General features: G+C 61.6%; 10 protein-coding genes and 1 pseudogene. 3 read left to right on the top strand and 8 right to left on the bottom strand.

Features of this window, described 5'->3' with window-relative positions:
• Positions 1 to 185: 185 nt before the first annotated feature.
• Entirely contained in the window at positions 186 to 1427 is a 1242-nt protein-coding gene (locus Uis1B_RS05805; protein ID WP_101616433.1) for an NAD(P)/FAD-dependent oxidoreductase, read from the bottom strand.
• Positions 1428 to 1612: 185 nt separating this feature from the next.
• On the opposite strand from Uis1B_RS05805, the pseudogene Uis1B_RS05800 reads away from it, so the two are divergent.
• A pseudogene (locus tag Uis1B_RS05800) lies at positions 1613 to 2161 on the top strand (type 1 glutamine amidotransferase domain-containing protein).
• 156 nt (positions 2162 to 2317) lie between these two features.
• Here Uis1B_RS05800 and Uis1B_RS05795 read toward each other — a convergent pair.
• From Uis1B_RS05795 to Uis1B_RS12455, 3 genes are all read right to left on the bottom strand, one after another.
• Positions 2318 to 6418, bottom strand: a complete 4101-nt coding sequence (locus Uis1B_RS05795) for a murein biosynthesis integral membrane protein MurJ (RefSeq protein WP_101616431.1) — start codon at positions 6416 to 6418, stop codon at positions 2318 to 2320.
• Positions 6415 to 8724 (bottom strand): DUF6049 family protein, encoded by a 2310-nt coding sequence (locus tag Uis1B_RS05790; protein WP_101616429.1) that lies wholly within the window; start codon positions 8722 to 8724, stop codon positions 6415 to 6417. The genes Uis1B_RS05795 and Uis1B_RS05790 overlap by 4 nt, the downstream gene beginning before the upstream one ends.
• A 139-nt stretch (positions 8725 to 8863) precedes the next feature.
• Positions 8864 to 9613 carry an NUDIX hydrolase gene (locus Uis1B_RS12455; protein WP_207763385.1) on the bottom strand — a complete coding sequence of 250 codons (750 nt, stop codon included), beginning with the start codon at positions 9611 to 9613 and terminating at the stop codon, positions 8864 to 8866.
• 75 nt (positions 9614 to 9688) lie between these two features.
• Between Uis1B_RS12455 and Uis1B_RS05780 the strand changes: the two genes are divergently transcribed.
• Positions 9689 to 11107: a CCA tRNA nucleotidyltransferase gene (locus Uis1B_RS05780; RefSeq protein WP_101616428.1), complete on the top strand. Its 1419-nt coding sequence runs from the start codon at positions 9689 to 9691 to the stop codon at positions 11105 to 11107.
• A gap of 349 nt (positions 11108 to 11456) precedes the next feature.
• Here the strand turns inward: Uis1B_RS05780 and Uis1B_RS05775 are convergent, their stop codons facing one another.
• From Uis1B_RS05775 to Uis1B_RS05760, 4 genes are all read right to left on the bottom strand, one after another.
• Positions 11457 to 12092 carry a LytR C-terminal domain-containing protein gene (locus Uis1B_RS05775; RefSeq protein ID WP_101616426.1) on the bottom strand — a complete coding sequence of 212 codons (636 nt, stop codon included), beginning with the start codon at positions 12090 to 12092 and terminating at the stop codon, positions 11457 to 11459.
• Between the two features lie 104 nt (positions 12093 to 12196).
• Entirely contained in the window at positions 12197 to 13147 is a 951-nt protein-coding gene (locus Uis1B_RS05770) for a 4-(cytidine 5'-diphospho)-2-C-methyl-D-erythritol kinase (RefSeq protein ID WP_101616424.1), read from the bottom strand.
• The gene (gene rsmA / locus Uis1B_RS05765) at positions 13147 to 14127 is read right to left on the bottom strand and encodes a 16S rRNA (adenine(1518)-N(6)/adenine(1519)-N(6))-dimethyltransferase RsmA (RefSeq protein WP_101616422.1); all 981 of its coding nucleotides are present in this window, start codon (positions 14125 to 14127) and stop codon (positions 13147 to 13149) included. The genes Uis1B_RS05770 and rsmA overlap by 1 nt, the downstream gene beginning before the upstream one ends.
• 69 nt (positions 14128 to 14196) lie before the next feature.
• Positions 14197 to 15714 carry an aggregation-promoting factor C-terminal-like domain-containing protein gene (locus tag Uis1B_RS05760; protein WP_101616420.1) on the bottom strand — a complete coding sequence of 506 codons (1518 nt, stop codon included), beginning with the start codon at positions 15712 to 15714 and terminating at the stop codon, positions 14197 to 14199.
• 236 nt (positions 15715 to 15950) lie between these two features.
• On the opposite strand from Uis1B_RS05760, the gene Uis1B_RS05755 reads away from it, so the two are divergent.
• Positions 15951 to 16463 (top strand): helix-turn-helix domain-containing protein, encoded by a 513-nt coding sequence (locus Uis1B_RS05755; RefSeq protein WP_101616300.1) that lies wholly within the window; start codon positions 15951 to 15953, stop codon positions 16461 to 16463.
• Positions 16464 to 16503: the final 40 nt, after the last annotated feature.

The following is a 16503-nucleotide window of genomic DNA, read 5'->3' as shown; positions in this document are numbered from 1 at the left end:
ACCACGGGGCCACTGGTGCTGGGACCGGGTTGTTCTAGGTGAAACCATGAGCGACCGCGGCGTTTCACAGACGATGTTTCACGTGAAACACAGCATTGTCAGCAGTGTTTCACGTGAAACATGCAATGGTGCATAACATGCAATGGTAATGGGTGTGATGCACGCAGCAACGAGGCGAGCGGCGGTTATCGAGTCAGATATTCCTGAGCGTCAAGCGCGGCTCGACATCCCATGCCGGCGGCCGAGATGGCCTGACGGTAGACGCGATCCACGGCGTCGCCCGCCGCGAACACTCCGGAGAGGTTGGTTCGCGTGGAGCCCCCGTCAACCGGAATATATCCGTCATCATCCAAGCGCAACGCCGAATCGAGGAATCCTGTCTGCGGCACATGCCCGATGGCCACGAAGATGCCGTTGGCGGGAATAAGATCGGTCTCTCCGGAGAGCACATTACGGACCTCGACCGCAGCCGCGGACTCCTTGTTCATAGCGGTCTTGTCCGTTGCGGTCCTGTCCGTCGGCGTACCGAACACCGCAGCGAAACCGGAAGGCGAATCCGCATCGGAATCACCGGACGTACCGGAACCGATATTCACCGTCGTCGCGCCCAACGACAGAGCACCCGACGACGTACCACCTCCGAATACGCTGAACGCCGTTGACAATGCCGGATCATCCATCGGCTTCTGAACCGGCAGTGAAATCCCCTCTGCCGCCAAACCCGACTCCGCCGCCGAAACAGACCCGGTCTGCGAAACCGCCCCCTCAGGCAGTTCCGCCTGGTACTCCTTGTCGCCCAGTATGCGCGTCACCACGGTGTTCATCAGCAACGAGATCTTCGGATTCCTGCGCACGCGATCAACCATGATCTTCGACGCGCGGAATTCATCCCGACGGTGAATCAGGGTGACCGATGAGCCGAATCGAGAGAGAAAGTCCGCCTCCTCCATAGCGGAATCACCGCCGCCGATCACTACGATCGGCTGATCGCGGAAGAACGAACCGTCACAGGTCGCACAATACGACACACCGTTACCGGAATACCGTTCCTCTCCCGGCACCCCAAGCTTGCGATAGGAGGAGCCGGTCGCCAGAATCACCGTCCGTGCCGAATATACGGAACCGTCATCCGTGGTGACCGTCTTGATTTCGGCGTCAAGCGACGTCTTCACCGCATCCCGATACAGAATCTCCGTGCCGAATCGCTGGGCCTGCGCTTTCATCCGATCCATCAGATCAGGACCGAGAACGCCATCCGGGAAGCCGGGGAAATTCTCCACCTCAGTGGTGTTGATCAGCTGACCGCCCGGAGTCAACGCTCCGGCGATCAGCAGCGGAGCGTATCCGGCTCGCCCCAGATAAATCGCCGCGGTGTAACCCGCCGGGCCGGAACCGATGATGATCGCGTTATGTACATGTTCTGCCATGCCTCCACGGTACAACAGAGGCATCCGTATGGTTCAGCCACCAGCCCAACAGGAGTGGCACGGTCAGGCAGCAGGTGCAGGCACGGCATAATGAATATGGGCGGAACAATCGATTCGTCAAACTCTGCTTGCCGGTAATACGGCAGCCGAAGGCAGCGCAACCTAACGCAATCAAAGGAGCACTCATGTCCGTAGCACAATCGAAGGTGCTGATCATCGTCAACAATTGGGGTATCGAGGAAACCGAGCTGACCCGGCCGCTGCGCGACCTCAAGGAAGCCGGCGCAAGCGTGACTCTGGCGGCAACCACGCTTGATCCATGCGAAACCGTGCAGCACGATCGTTATGAGGGCGAGACGCTGACTCCGGACGCTTTGCTGGCCGATGTGAACGCCGACGATTACGATCTGCTCGTCGTGCCCGGCGGCACCTGCAATGTGGACCGTATCCGCGTGAACGAGGACGCCATCGCATTGACGCAGGAATTCGCCCGCGCAGGCAAGCCGATCGCCGCGATCTGTCATGGTGCTTGGCTGCTGGTCAATGCCGGACTGATCTCCGGTAAGACCGCATCCCCCTGCCGTTACATTCAGGCCGATATCGAGAATGCCGGCGGGTAGTACGTCGACGAGCAGGTGCATGTGGATGATGCCGACGGCTGGCGTCTGATCACCTCTCGCAAGCCGGACGATCTGGACTACTTCGTCGGTGCGATCAAGGACACACTCGCCTGAGTGGTCTACCGCTAGCCGAGGTTCCATACCACTTACGTAGGGGACGAATCATGGCAGGGCGGCATATGAAACGGCGGGGTGGGAATACCGTGCTATTCCCACCCCGCCGTTGCTGGCTATGCGATCGATCTCCGGGGCCTTGCCCGGTGTGTTCTTCTAGTACACCTTCACGTAGTTGAAGTACAGGCTTCGACCGTTGTTCGGCGTGGTGTCGAGCGGCACCCAGATCACCAGATCCTGCGTCTTCACCGTCTTGGTGAACTCCACGTCGGTCACGCCGGTATCGGAGAAGTTGAAGTCGGCCACCTTCTCGCCACCTGTCGGATTATCCTGCGTGGCACCGGCGTAGATCTGGCCGGAACCACCACCGCCCTTGATCGCAATCTGCATCTTGTACACGTCCTGCGGCTGGGTGAGTTGCACGTACCAGCCACGGCCCTGCAGGTTGTTCGGCATGTTCAGGTAGGTCTGCGTATTCGTCTCGTATTCAGTGGTGTTCTTCGGCTTGGCCGGAGCGGGGACGCTCTTGGCCTCCTTATCGGCGGTGATCACTTCGCCGGTCTTGCCGCTTGTCGCCGCGGGAGACGAAGCGCTCGACGTCGGGGACGCCGAAGATGAAGCGGATGCGCTCTTGCTCGGGGAAGCGCTCTGCGAGGGTGTTGCGGACGCCGTTGCGGAAGCCGAAGCGCTGGAACCCTGCGAGGGGAACGCGACCTCGGACGTATTGATCGACGGCCACGGATCGGACTTCTTGGCTTCCTCCTTCGGGGAGAACACGCCAAGCGCGGCGGCGGCGCCGAAACCGACACCCAGCAGCGCAATGATGATCACCGCGATGATGGTGATGCGCTTCCATCCGCTCAGTCCCTTGGTCGCCGGTTCGGAGCCGTCATCGTCGGTGTCCGCGTCGCCGAGATTCTCGTAAGCGGGCGGTTCCGCGGCGGGCTGCGGCTCATACCCCTCGGGGATCGGCGCCATAACCACCGTGGCCTCACTGTCGATCGGCTCCTGTGCGGCGGCTGTGGCGGCACCGACGTTCGCTGCGGCCGGGGGAAACACCGGCGGCAGATTATCGGTGTTGGTATTGCTGAGATTGATGTTGTCGGTGTCGTTCGGGTGCCGAATCGAAGAGACGTCGAGGCCGACGGTCGGCTTGGCGTTGCTGCCGCGGCCGTTCATCTGCAGCGGTTCCATCAGATTCTGCTCGAACTCGTCGGGAGAGACGAGATCGACCTCCTGCTTGGCGGGGAAGAGCAGCTGATTCGCATTCCACTCGTTCCTACCGTTGGTCAGTGCGGATGGTTCCTGCGCCGCGGTAGGGTGAGACATGAAGGATTCGGGAATGGCGGCGAGCTCCGTGGTTTCCACCGGAGTGACCGCCACCAGTTCGATCGATTGGCTGGACGGGTGGGAAGCGAGATCGATATCGTCCTTGGTCAGCTCGGACATCGTTTTCCATGAGCCGAGCAGTGCCTCGAACTCGTCGAGCGTGCTGATCGGCACCGGCACGGATTCGCCTTCACGATGCAGTCCAAGACCGCGCACGCAGAGAATACGGAACTCTTCGGGGGTGTCTTCCCGGATGGCTTCGGGCGTCACGCCGGAGTTCGGCGTGAAGACGTGACCGGTGACCATTTCGAACAGCACGGCGGCGAGCTGACGGATGGTCAACGCTTCGGAGTCGGGATTTTCCCCGGCCTTGAGCTGCGGTGTGATCAGTGCGGCGGAGACGGGGGCGTCGGCGAGTGTGATGCCCTGGGCGGTGATGCGGATCGTGTTCGAGCTGATGGCCCGGTGATTCAATCCTGCGGTTCGCAGCGAGTTCGCTGCTTCCACCGTTTCTCCGATGATCGTGCGAATCGCCTCGGAGCTGAGCGCCTGATCAGGATGGTCGGCATTGTGCGCGAGGTGACGGGCCAGGGAGATGCCGGGATCGAGATCGGTGACGATCAGGCAGACGCCACCCTCGTTGCGAATCTGTTGGATGGGGGTGAATCGGGGGTTTGGATTCAGTGCCAGCGCCGATGCCACCTCATTCGCTGTGAAAGCGATTTCAGTATTGGTGATGAGGAAGATCTGGCAGTCTCGTGCCATCGTCCTGTCGTTGGCGCGCCAAGCGGCCAGACCCGGCTCGTCGCGCAACACCTGTACCAAGGTGTAGCGATCGATCAGGGTGTCTCCAAGTCCCGGTTTCAACATAGTGCTGCTCTTCCCGTACGCGAATCGATTCTGCAAAGGATTATCGGATGTTGTCATTCTATAAGTGGGGATGCCCGTCGGCCGTGCCGCCGCCGCAGTGACCGTGGTGGCCGGTGCGGACTGATGCGAAGCGGATTCCGAACCGTTCTCGGCGGCGTCGGGGTTGCGCGGTGCATTCTCGGCCGTGCCGGTGCCGTCGCTGTCGTTCGCGGTGCCGCCATCCGTATTGCGTGTATTGCCGGTATTGCCTGCACCGCCTGTATTAGCCGCAGCGGAACCTGCGCCCCGATGCAGCACCCGACGCTGGACCACGCCGATCAAATCATTGAACTCCCGCACACGCAGCGCCCACAGCAGTGCCGCATACACCACGGCGATCACGATGGTAAGCACCACGCAGATGATCAACGCGCTGATCCAACTCATATGCGCGGCCGGCGCCGTTCCCGCTCCAGCCGCTGCGGCCGTTCCGCCATTCGCGGGAGCGGGAGCGCCGCCCGGCCCGAAATCAGACCCCAGTCGTACGCCCAGCACCGCCATCAGCGGCTTGCCCGCGAGCCATCCGGCCAATCCCGCCGCCACGGCGGCCAGTCCGGCCTTGACGTGCAGCAGCACGATCCGTTTGCCGTCGAGATTACCGTTGAACCGCTTCCGCAGAATCAAGAAGATCACCGGCACGCTGGCGAAATAGGCGACCGACAGCGTAAGCCCGACGAGCATCGCCCAATATCGCGGCGGAAACACCTTGATCGCCGTGAGCAGCAGCACCATCTGCACGCCGTTGTTCAGCAGCGCGTACAGGAACGGGCTCCTGCCGTCTTCGAACGCATAGAAGGTGCGCTGGATGAGCAGGAACACGCTCACCGGCACCAAGCCGATCGACAATCCGATCATCGGCCCGGCGATCAGCTGCGCCTCCTGCACACTCACCGACGGCAGCAGCGCGCGGGTGATCGGCACAGGCATGGCGATCAGCGCCGCCGTGAAGAAGCACATCGTCAGCGCCACGGAACGGATCGAGGAGCTCAGATCCTCGCGGGCCGTATCGAGATCATGATCCGCGATGGCCCGCGAAAGCTTCGGGAACACCGCCGTGGTGATCGAAACCGCGATCAGCGAATACGGCAGAATATACAGCGAATACGCATACTGATACGATCCATTGCCGGCGATGCCGTACAGATCGTTGCCGGCATGCGGAGCGCCGGTGTTCACCTGCGAGGTGACCATGCCGACCAACAGATTCAGCACGGTCAACGCCAACGACCAGATCGCCACCTTGCCCATCGAACGCAGGCCGATGCCGTGCACGCCCCATTTCACCCGGTATCGAAGGCCGAGACGCATCAGCGGGATGAACAGCACGATCGCCTGAACGGCCACGCCCAACGTCCATGTGCCGGCGGTGAGGAACACCTTGTCGTTCGTCCAGAATCCCATCGGCTGACGTGACGCGTTGCCGAACAGCACGATGAACAGGATGAATCCGGTGCAGCTGACGATGTTGGCGAACACCGAACTCCACGCGTACATGCCGAACCGGCCTTTGGCCGCCAGAATCTGCCCAAGCACCAGATACAGGCCGTAGAAGAAGATCTGCGGCATGCACCACAGGGTGAACGAGTTGACCAACGCGCGCTGCTCCGGCGCCCAGTTCGGATTCACATACAGTCGGGTGACCAGCGGGGTGGCCAGCATCATCACCAGCGTGATGCTCACCAGCAGTGCGATGGCCACGGTGATGAGCTTGTTCAGCCGTTCGTTGGCGTCCTTGTGCTTGAGCGTCTTGACGATCTGCGGAACCAGCACGGCGTTGAAGATGCCCCCGGAAACCAGGGTGAAGATCACCTGCGGGATCATCGAACCGGTTTGATAGGCGTTTGCCGCAATACCAGTGGTGCCGATCGCCGCGGCCAGCAGGATCGACCGAATCTGGCCGGTGACACGAGACGCGGCCGTACCGACGGCCATGATCATGGAGTTGCGCCCCACCGAGTTGGTGTCGCTGCCGTTGCGGGTGGTCTCGCCGTTGTTGTCGTTGCCGTTGTTCGAACTCATTCGTCGGGATCCTTTACGCGATGGAATTGACGCCACAATCCGACCACTCCCAGCACCGCGGCCAAAGCCAGAATCACGTATCCGCTGCGGTCGTTGATCTGCAGCACGCTGGTTACTCGCGCATCGACGCCCGCCCCGAAACTGTTGCCTTCATGATCCTGCAGGGTGATGTGGATGTTCGCGGTCCCGGATTGCAGCACCTGCACGGTGACGGTGTCCTGCACTTCGGAATTCGGGGGTACCGACACTTCACCGTCATGCGTGGTGGAGAACAGTCCCGAGTCGCTGGCCGAGGCGAATCTCACCCGCACCGCGTACGGATGGTTATTGGCGATGGTGATCGGCATTTTGGCGCTTTGGCTGACGATGTTGATCGCGTCGGGCTGGGCCAGAGACACGCCTGAATACAGCTGATACGCCATCTGCCGCGCGCCGCGGGTCATGATCGTGTTCTGAACGCTTGACGGGCTGAACGCCTTGAGTGCCATTTCGTCGTGTGCGGCGAGAATCTGATTCATCCACTGCTTGGCGGTCAGCGTGCTCTTGGGTTGGGCGTCGCCGCCGCCGATCAGCGTGGTGGTGCTTGCGGACGGTTTGGGCTGTTCGCTGCGGTTCGCATCGTCCAGCACGTTGCTTTCGAACCGCATGATCATCTCTCGCGACGAGGTCAGCGTTCGCAGGGCGTCCTCCACCGTCTGCGCGTCCTGGCCGCTCAACTGGGCGACCTTCGCCGCCCGCGCGTTCGCCTCATCGGTGCCGACGTACGTCTTGGCCTTCATCAGTGTGCTCAGCGAATCGAATTTCAGCCACGAGCAGGATTCCAACGCGGTCATTAGCGTTTCGAGATGTTCGGAATCCGGACTGGAACCCAGCGACACCAGCAGTTCGCGATCCTCGTACGGAGCTTCCGTCTGGTAGAGCGCGCTCTGCGCGATGAAGCGGGAGATCCTCCCGGTGAAGGTGTTCTCCGCGCTGGCCGTGTGAGAGGTGGCGGTGTCCTGAGCCAGCGTGCTCAGCTCCCGTTGCGTGTTGAGTACGGTCACCGCTCCGGCCTCGGTGTTCACCACCATCTTCGACGTGTGTACGGCGCTGGGCGTGTCGGGCTCGTAATCGGATTCCGCGACCACCGTGCCGTATCCCTGCTGTTTGGCAAGCGTCAGCGCCTTAAGGCTCCACGAAGCCTTGCTCTGCCAGGCGATTGCGGCCGGATCGGCCTGTGTCGTCTGTACTGCGGCGAGATCGTTCGCCTGACCGGCATCCGTTCCCGTCGCCGATCGGTACAATTCCAATGACCGTTCGGCATTCCACGAATCGGGGGTTATGCCGGCCGACTGCCAGTCGGCCCCGTCGTAGTCCACCGAAGCGGCGGCGATGTCAAAGCCTTCCGGCTGCATGATGGCCGTGGTCCGGGGTTGGTCGGTGAACGAGGAGAGATAATCCGGGTCGGATATGGTCTGAATGTTCGTATGCCGCTGCAATACCGACGACAGCAGTGTCTGCTCGGTTTTCGCGTCACTGCTCAGCGTGGTGATGCCCAGCTTCGATTCGGAGGCGGTCGATGGTCGTTGGGTGAGTAGCCGTTTGACCGACGAGTCACCGACCTTCCACTGCGAGGAGGTGAGCGGCATCGCCATCACCACGCCAAGCTTCGGCGTGGCCTCGATGTTCAGGCCGCTCTGCGTGCGCGTGACGAAGGAATGCATGTGAACCGTATCGGCGGATCGGCTGGAATACTTGAAATCCAACGGTTTCGGACCCCATGTGGTGAACAGTGACATCACGCCGTCGTTGGCCGGCACGGTGATGGTGACGGTACTGCTTTTCCCGGCGTCGATGGCTCCCACGGTTGTCGATCCGAGTACCGTGGGCAGATGGTCGAGTCGGGGGTCAATGCCTTCGGCGTTGTCCGCCCATTCCTGCATCAGCAGACTCGAATCGAAGGAATACCGGGAATTGGTGAGGACCTCCAATGTTCCGGCTTCCACGCGCTGGTTGGTGTTGTTGCGGATGGTCACCGTGGCCTTGTAGCCGCTGTTGTGGGTGATGACGAAACTGGTTCCGGATTCGATCAGCAGATTCACGGTGTTCGACTGCGTGGTGCTTGTCTGCGTGGTGCTTGTCCGTGAGGTCGAATCCGACGAGGAAGTGGACGATGATGACGACGACAATGAGGCCGATGACGATGAGGCCGACGGTGACTGTTCCGCGGCCGAGGCGGATGCCGGATTCGCCTCGGCCACAATCAGCACGGCGACCAGCAGGATCAGGGCGAACCGGCCGACTGCCGAGGGGATTGTCGCAGCCATGCGGAACACGGTTGACGAAACGTATGAGCATATGCGGAAGCGCCACGACTCGCAGGGCATGCCCCCCGGGCCGCGGTCGAGACGGGATACGGTCTCACTGCGCAACGATCGGCCTTACTTCGCTTCCGGATTTCTGATGCTATCGCTTATGCTTTCGTGCATACAACCAAGCAATCCTACGCTCGTTAGGATAACTCAGCACATCGTTCAAGTCATCAAACCGTACCCAAATCGCGTCCTCGGCCTCATGATCGGGGTCTCCCTCCACGGTGAGTTCGCCGCCGATCATCCTCAGCGCATAATGATGGACCAGTTTGTGCACACGTTGGGTGGTGCCGGTGAACCAGTAGTCAATGGTGGCGATGGAGGTGATGATCTCGCCGAGAATGCCCGTCTCTTCGTGCACCTCGCGCACGGCGGTCTGTTCGGGGGTCTCGCCTTTCTCGATATGCCCTTTTGGCAAACACCATTCCAAATGTCCGGAACGGGAATGCCGGGCGATGATCGCCACACGATCCTGATCGTCGAAGATCAGCCCGCCGGCCGAATACTCGCGGACCACGGGCAGTTCGTAGGTGTCAAGCGAAGCGAATGTGGAGGGTTGGCTCTGTTTCCTGGCCATGATGGCCGGTGTGGGTCGCAGCGAAACCGAACCGTCGGCCAGCTCCTGCGTGTCGATGCGAGTTTCCCGGAACTCGATGTCGGATTCGGAAAGTCGGAATGTGGCATTTTGTCCATATAGCGGAGTTTCCGAACTGTAGAGAGGCTGAGGATCGTAGATTGACGAACCGACGTCCTGATCCTCGGAATCCGCTTGATTTTGGGCATGATCGCCCGAAGAATGGGCGGCACGGGCCATCATGCGCGCAACATCTCCGGGAGTAGTCATACTCCATACAATACGCAAAACATTGTGCAGGTGGGGTAACGGTAAGCTTGATTGCGCAAAGCGAAAGGAGCAAGTGTGGGATTCGAGGTATGGCCCGAGGCGATCGAACTGGGCGAACTGTTCAACGAGCACGGCTATGAGCTGGCGTTGGTGGGCGGCCCGGTGCGGGATCTGCTGCTCCAACGCCCATCGCACGACCTTGACTTCTGCACTTCCGCTCGTCCCGAGGAATTCGAGCCGATCCTACGTAAGTGGGGTCATGGTTTTTGGGATATGGGCCGTAAGTTCGGTACGCTCGGCGCGATGAAGCGACGGGCCGATGGCAGTGAGATCGGCGTGGAGGTGACCACCTACCGTCGTGACACCTATGATCCGGATTCCCGTAAGCCCGAAGTCAATTACGGCGATTCGCTGGAGGGCGATCTTTCCCGGAGGGATTTCACCGTCAACGCCATGGCGTTGCGCGTTCCGCAGTGCGAGTTCGTCGACCCGTTCAACGGCGCCAACGATCTCAACAAGAAGATTCTGCGCACGCCGGTCGATCCCGCCCAGTCGTTCGACGATGATCCGCTGCGCATGATGCGTGCGGTACGATTCGTCGCGCAGCTCGGCTTCCGCATCGAACCCGAAACGGCGGAAGCGATCACCCGCATGGTTGACCGGATCGAGATCGTTTCGGCGGAACGGGTGCGTGACGAGCTCACCAAGCTGCTGCTCAGCGACAATCCGCGTGCCGGACTTGAAGCGCTTGTGGAATCCGGTCTTGCCGACATCGTGCTGCCCGAACTGCCCGCATTGCAGCTCGAACTCGATGAGCATCACCGTCACAAAGATGTATTCGAGCACACGCTGATGGTGCTGGATCGTGCCATTGCCCTCGAAACCGGTCCGGACGGTCCCGTACCGCGGCCGGATCTCACCCTGCGGCTCGCGGCGTTGATGCACGATGTGGGCAAGCCGAAGACCCGACGATTCGAGCCCGGCGGCAAGGTGAGCTTCCACCGGCATGATCTCGTCGGAGCCAAGCTCACCCGCAAACGACTCAAAGCACTGCGGTTCGATCATCATCTCATCGAGGACGTCTCCGACCTCGTGGCCCTGCACCTGCGATTCCACGGGTACATCGACGAGCCGTGGACCGATTCCGCGGTGCGGCGGTACGTGCGCGACGCCGGCCACCTCTACCATCGGCTCAACCGGCTTACCAGGGCCGACGCCACCACGCAGAACAAGCGCAAGGCGCGCATGTTCTCCGAAGCGATGGACGACATGGAAGCGCGCGTGATCGAACTGAAGAAACGCGAGGACATCGACGCGATTCGCCCCGATCTCAACGGCAATGAGATCATCGAGATTCTTGGCGTGGAACCAGGGCCGATCGTCGGCGAGGCGTATCGGCATATGCTGGAGTTCCGTTTGGACCACGGGCCGGCTGAGCATGACGAAGCCGAGGCTGAACTCAGGCGCTGGTACGCGGAGCGCTCCGCGCAGTAGTTCAAGCCGAGTCCTTATCAGGCTTCCCCTATGAGGGGAGGCTGGCAGCCGAAGGCTGACTGATGAGGTGGGTCAGGTGAAGCACTCGGCGCGTGTTTCACCTGTTGTCTTGCTCATGGTCCCTCATCAGTCGGCTATCGCCGACAGCTTCCCCCAAAGGGGGAAGCCCCATAGGGGTGGGCGGTTTCTACCGTCCGTGCGACCACTTGGCTTCCCTCAAAGGAGGACGCTCCATCCCTGTTGGCGTGGGGTGTGGGGATGCGTGTGGCCTCAAGGCGCGGGATGCGAAGGCGTACGGGGGTGCGTCGAGCGTCCTGCAACGTGGAGGACGCTCCATCCCCACACCCCACTACTTGACGGCGGTGTGATCGGGGGCCTTAGCCAACTTGGTGATCTTGGCGGCGTCCTGGCAGTTGGAGAATCCTTGGATTTCCTCGCCGACGCCGGGCTGAACGTCATTTTCGTTGACCAGTACGGAGAAGGTGGAGCCGATGACGACGTCGACGAGCTTGTCGGAACGGTCGTCCATGCGCATGATGGCGTCGTTGAAATGACGCTTGAGCGTGTAGGCCTGATTGATGCCGTTCTTACCGAAACGGATTTCGGTGCGCTTGAATACCGTGGTGCCCGGATAGTTCTTCGGGTTCTGCATGGTGAATCCGCGGTTCTCCAAGGCGGAGCTTACGGCCTTGGCGAGTCCGACGTTGGAGGTGGCGTTGAGAACGCGGACGGTGACCGTGTTGGAGTTCAACACCTTGGACGTGCCCTGACTGTCTTTCGTGGGGCAGGCGGTCACCACGCCATAGTTCGGCTGCTCGGCCTGCGAGGCCTTGGAGGATTTGCCGATCACGCCGAAGTACACGAGAAGCGAGATCACCATGGCAACGATCAGTAGCACGATGGCGATGGAGAACACCATCTTCTGCCTGTCGCGCACGAACTTCTGACGTGCCTTACGCTCGTCGAACGCTTCCGGAGTCGTCATCACGTACCTTCCCGTCTACTACTGTGATGGATTACACCTTAACCCGAATGTGTGACTCGCAACGGCACGGCTATCGCGGATATTTCCGGTATGTTCACCGCCTGCTACCGGTGGGAGATGATCGGCGTGACCGGTGCCGTGGTTTCGAACAGCCGATCGACGCAACGCCGGTTCTGCCATGTTCGGCACACCGAGACCGAAGTGTCCTCATCCGGCACGCAGGCGATGACGGTCGGGCCGCTGCCGGAAACGAATGCGGCGGTCGCTCCCGCCTGCATCGCGTATTCGATGGCTTCGCCGGATCGAGGATGCAGGTGCACCGCCGCCCGCTGCAAATGGTTGGCGTCGCCGCGCCCGCGGCCGATACGGTCGAATTCGGCGTATACGTCGGGTGTGCTGAGCTGGGCGTGATAGGCGCCTACCACCATGCGTCCGAGCGGTGTGGCGTCGACCACCGAGGGGTCGATGTGTGCGGCGTCGAGTCGTTCGATGCGCTCGCCGTATCCGGTGCCCCTCGCCAATCCGCCGTGCAGGCAAAACGGCATGTCCGCGCCGAGCGTGGCCGCGATGGGTTCCAGACGCTCGACGGGCCAGTGCAGTTCCCACAGATCGTTGAGGGCGAGCAGTGTGCCGGCCGCATCCGCCGACCCGCCGCCAAGCCCGGCTCCCACGGGTATGCGTTTTTCCAGGCTGATCGCCACGTCGGGGGCTCGTCCGGCTGCTTCGGCGAGGGCGAACATGGCCATCACCGCATGATTGCGGCGCATGTCCGACTTGTCGAATGCCAGATCTCCCAGATGCCGTCCGGAAAGATCCAGTGAGAATCCGGTGCCGGGTGTCTTTGCGCTTACGGTGACGGTGTCGTACACGCCCACGCCGCAGTAGATCGTGTCCAATGCGTGCCGGCCACCCCACTCGGCGTGGGGGGAGCCGACTTTCAGCGTGAGATTGGTTTTGGCAGGGCATTCCACGCGCACCGAAGTGAATGGCGCGGTGAGAATGCCGGTATCCGGTGAGGATGGGTCCGTCGTCAAGGTTCGTGAATCTGCCGTCATTATGCATGCTCCTCTTCTGCCGAGGAGTTTGGGGCGTTCGGTGTTTCATTGCCGGACGGCCCCTCGGATTCGCTGGATTCCAAGGTTCGTGCGGCTTCGGCGAGCGTGCGGAACTCTTCGATGGTCAGTGTTTCGCCGCGTCGGCCGGGATCGATGCCGGCCTGTTCGAACGCCTGCCTGGGCAGGATCTTCTTCAACGCGGCGTTCAATGTTTTGCGACGCTGGGCGAAAGCCGCGTCGACGAGCTGGAACGTGCGTTCCCGGTCGGCTACGTCGTCCGGTGTGCGATCGGTGTGCGTGCGGGTGAACTTCACCAGTGCCGAGTCGACGTTCGGGGCCGGCCAGAATACGTGCCGGCCGATGGTTCCGGCCTTTTCGGCCGTGCCGAACCACTGCAGCTTCACGGACGGGGTGCCGTAGATCTTCGATCCGGGCTGTTCGGTGAGACGGTCGGCCACTTCCTTCTGCACCATCACCACGAAACCGCCGAGGTTTTCGAACCGTTCGAGCAGGGTGATGATGATCGGTGTGGCCACGTTGTACGGCAGATTGGCGACCAGCGTGAACGATTCCGCCGAAGCCAGTTCCGGCACGTCGGAAGGGCTGAGTTTCAGCGCGTCCCGGTTGATGACGCGGAACCGTTCCGAAGCTTCGGGCATGCGTTCGGCGATGGTGTTCGGCAGCCGTTCGGCCAGCGGGGGATCGATCTCCACGGCGGTGAGCGTGGCACCGGTTTCCAGAATCGCCAGAGTCAGCGAACCCAGACCGGGGCCGACTTCCAGAACCTGAGAATCCGCGTTGATTTCAGCGGTTCTGGCGATTCGGCGTACGGTACCGGGATCGATCACGAAATTCTGGCCGAATTTCTTGGTCGGAGTCACGCCGGCTTCGGCGGCGATGCGACGGATGTCGGAGGCACCGAGCAGACCGGGATGGCCTTCATCGGGTTCGGTGTGCGTGCGGGTGGTTTGTGCTGTCATACGTGTCTGCCGTTCGGTGACTGGTGGATTGGGATTGAAGCTTCCGATGACGTTGATCGGCGTGCGGGATCAGTACCAGTTGTGCTTGAGCCAGTAGGCTTTGGCCTGCGTGGGGCTGCCGTAGCGTTCGGCGATGTATTGCAGACCCCAGTTGATCTGCACGGCACCGTCGTCCTGCCAGCCGGTGCCCATCTTGCTGCCGGGCAGCGCCTGCGGGATGCCGTAGGCGTCGGACCATGGGTTGTCGGCCGACCAATCCCATCCGGATTCCTTGTTCCACAGCCATACGAGCGCATCCCATTCGCTGCCCGTCCATCCGCGCTGGGCCGCGGCGCCGCGGGCGTATGCCTGAGCCTGGGCCACGGTGGGATGCCATAGACCCGAATGGGAGCTGGAACCGGAGTTGTTCGAACTGCCGGAATTCGAGGAGCCCGAGTTGTTTGGCTTGGAGGTGGCTGTGGGCTTCTGGGTCGGTTTGCTGGTCTGCGTCTGGGTGGGCTTGGCGGTCGGTTTCGGCGTCGACTGGTTGCTGCCGGTCGATCCGGAGTTGTTCGAGCTGCCGGAATTCGAGGAGCCGGATGTCTTCGACGGTTCGCTTGAGGGCTTTGTCGCAGGCTTGGAATCGGTCTTCTGCTGGTCGTTGTCGTTGCTGGAATCGTTTTTGTCGGCGGTGTCGTTTTTGTCGGCGTCGGAGGAGCTGCCGTCACTTGGGCTGGTGGATGGTGTCTCCGCCGGCTTTTCGGGTCCGACGGCGATGATCTCGTCCACCGCGATCTTGGTGGTCTCCTCCTTGGCGAGCACGGCGGTTTCCGCCTTGCCGTCCACATACGTGGTGTTGAAGGTCTGCTTCTTCTCCCCGGCTTCGCCCTGCTGGCGGATCACGGTGGTACCGGGTTCGAGCGAATCGTCGTATACGGTCTGCGTGGTGTAGGGGATCGATACCGTTTTGCTGGTGGTGCCGTGGGTCACTCGCTTGACTCGCAGTACGGTGGACGAACCGTTCTTCTCCACGCTGACGCGGTCTTCCTTGCCGAGCACGATGCCTTTGGAGTCAAGGATGCTGGCGGCGGGCAGCTTGCCGTTCGGGGCCTCGCTGGTCTTGCCGTCGGCGATCACCTCCACCGGGCCGTTCTTGTTGATCACCATGCCGCCGGTGAGCTGGTTGTAGACGTTCTTGATGTCGACGGTAACCTTGGTGGCCTGCTCCTCGTTGTCGTTGAAGAAGCCGAGCAGCTGGTCGGCGCTGGTGGCGACCGTCCAGAACGGTACTTCCTTGCCGTCGATGTTGATGGTGGCCTGATAGGCGCTGCGTACGGTTACCACCGCGTGGTTGGCGAGGATATCGCCTGATGTGGATTGCACCAGATCATGGGTTTTGACGTCGATATGCTGTTCTTCGAGCAGTCGATCGACGCTGATGGCATAGGTCTGCACGGTCTGCTTTTTGCCGTTGACCTCCAATGCAATGGTCTTATGCGTGGTGAGCGCGAAGCCCAGCACGCACGCCACGGTCACCGTCACGGCGCAGATCGCCACCCGTATGCGGCGGAGCGTCATGAATCGTTGAGGCGTCCAGCGACGTGCCATTGATGTTCCTCCCTAGATTCGGATGCAGAAACTGCAAAGGATTGTCTGCAAGCACCCACAATTCTAGGGAAACGGTCTCGACCACTCACCGAAACAGGGTCCGATGCCCCAAACATCCACACACAGGCCGTGTGCCGGGCAGGGGAGCGGGGCGTGAAGCCGGGCGGGAGGATGAACTGCACCCCGATTGTTGGACTGGAGTAATTCAGATTCGATGATCGGAGGTGCGGTTTCTCATGTGCGGGGATCGCAGACGCCATTACGGCGACGAGTTCAGGAAGACGGCCTTGGCCCTGATCCGTCAGGGCATCGGGGCGAGGGCCCTGGCCGGACGGGTTTGCATGCCGCGGTCGACCGCGGAAAAATGGGTGTTGTTGTACCGGATCGGCGGGGAGGCGGCGCTCATGGGAGAACGCGGCAACAGGAAATACGACTACGGGACGAAGCTCGCGGCGGCGCGCGACCGCGTGGAGCACGGCCTGACCAAGGCCGAGGTCATGGCCCGGTACGGGATCGCGAGCATCACGACGCTCGAGAACTGGTGCCGCGAGTACCGTGCGGGAGGCCCGGACGCGCTGCGGCCGAAGCCGAAGGGCCGGCCCAGGGGCGCCAAGCCCAAACCGAAACCGGCTCCCACGAGGGAGCAGCTCCTCGAGGAGGAGAACGCGTACCTGAGGGCGAGGGTCGCGTACCTGGAAAAAGCCCGCGCCCTGCTGGCGTCGAAGTCACCAACCGGGAGAAATCGGTGATCGTCTCGACGCTGGCGGGGCTCGGATACCGGCTCGTCCA

The sequence above is a fragment of the Bifidobacterium margollesii genome, assembly GCF_002860355.1.
GTDB lineage: Bacteria > Actinomycetota > Actinomycetes > Actinomycetales > Bifidobacteriaceae > Galliscardovia > Galliscardovia margollesii.
The sequence above is the reverse complement of the archived record's forward strand: the minus strand, read 5'-3'. Positions and strand labels throughout refer to the sequence as shown.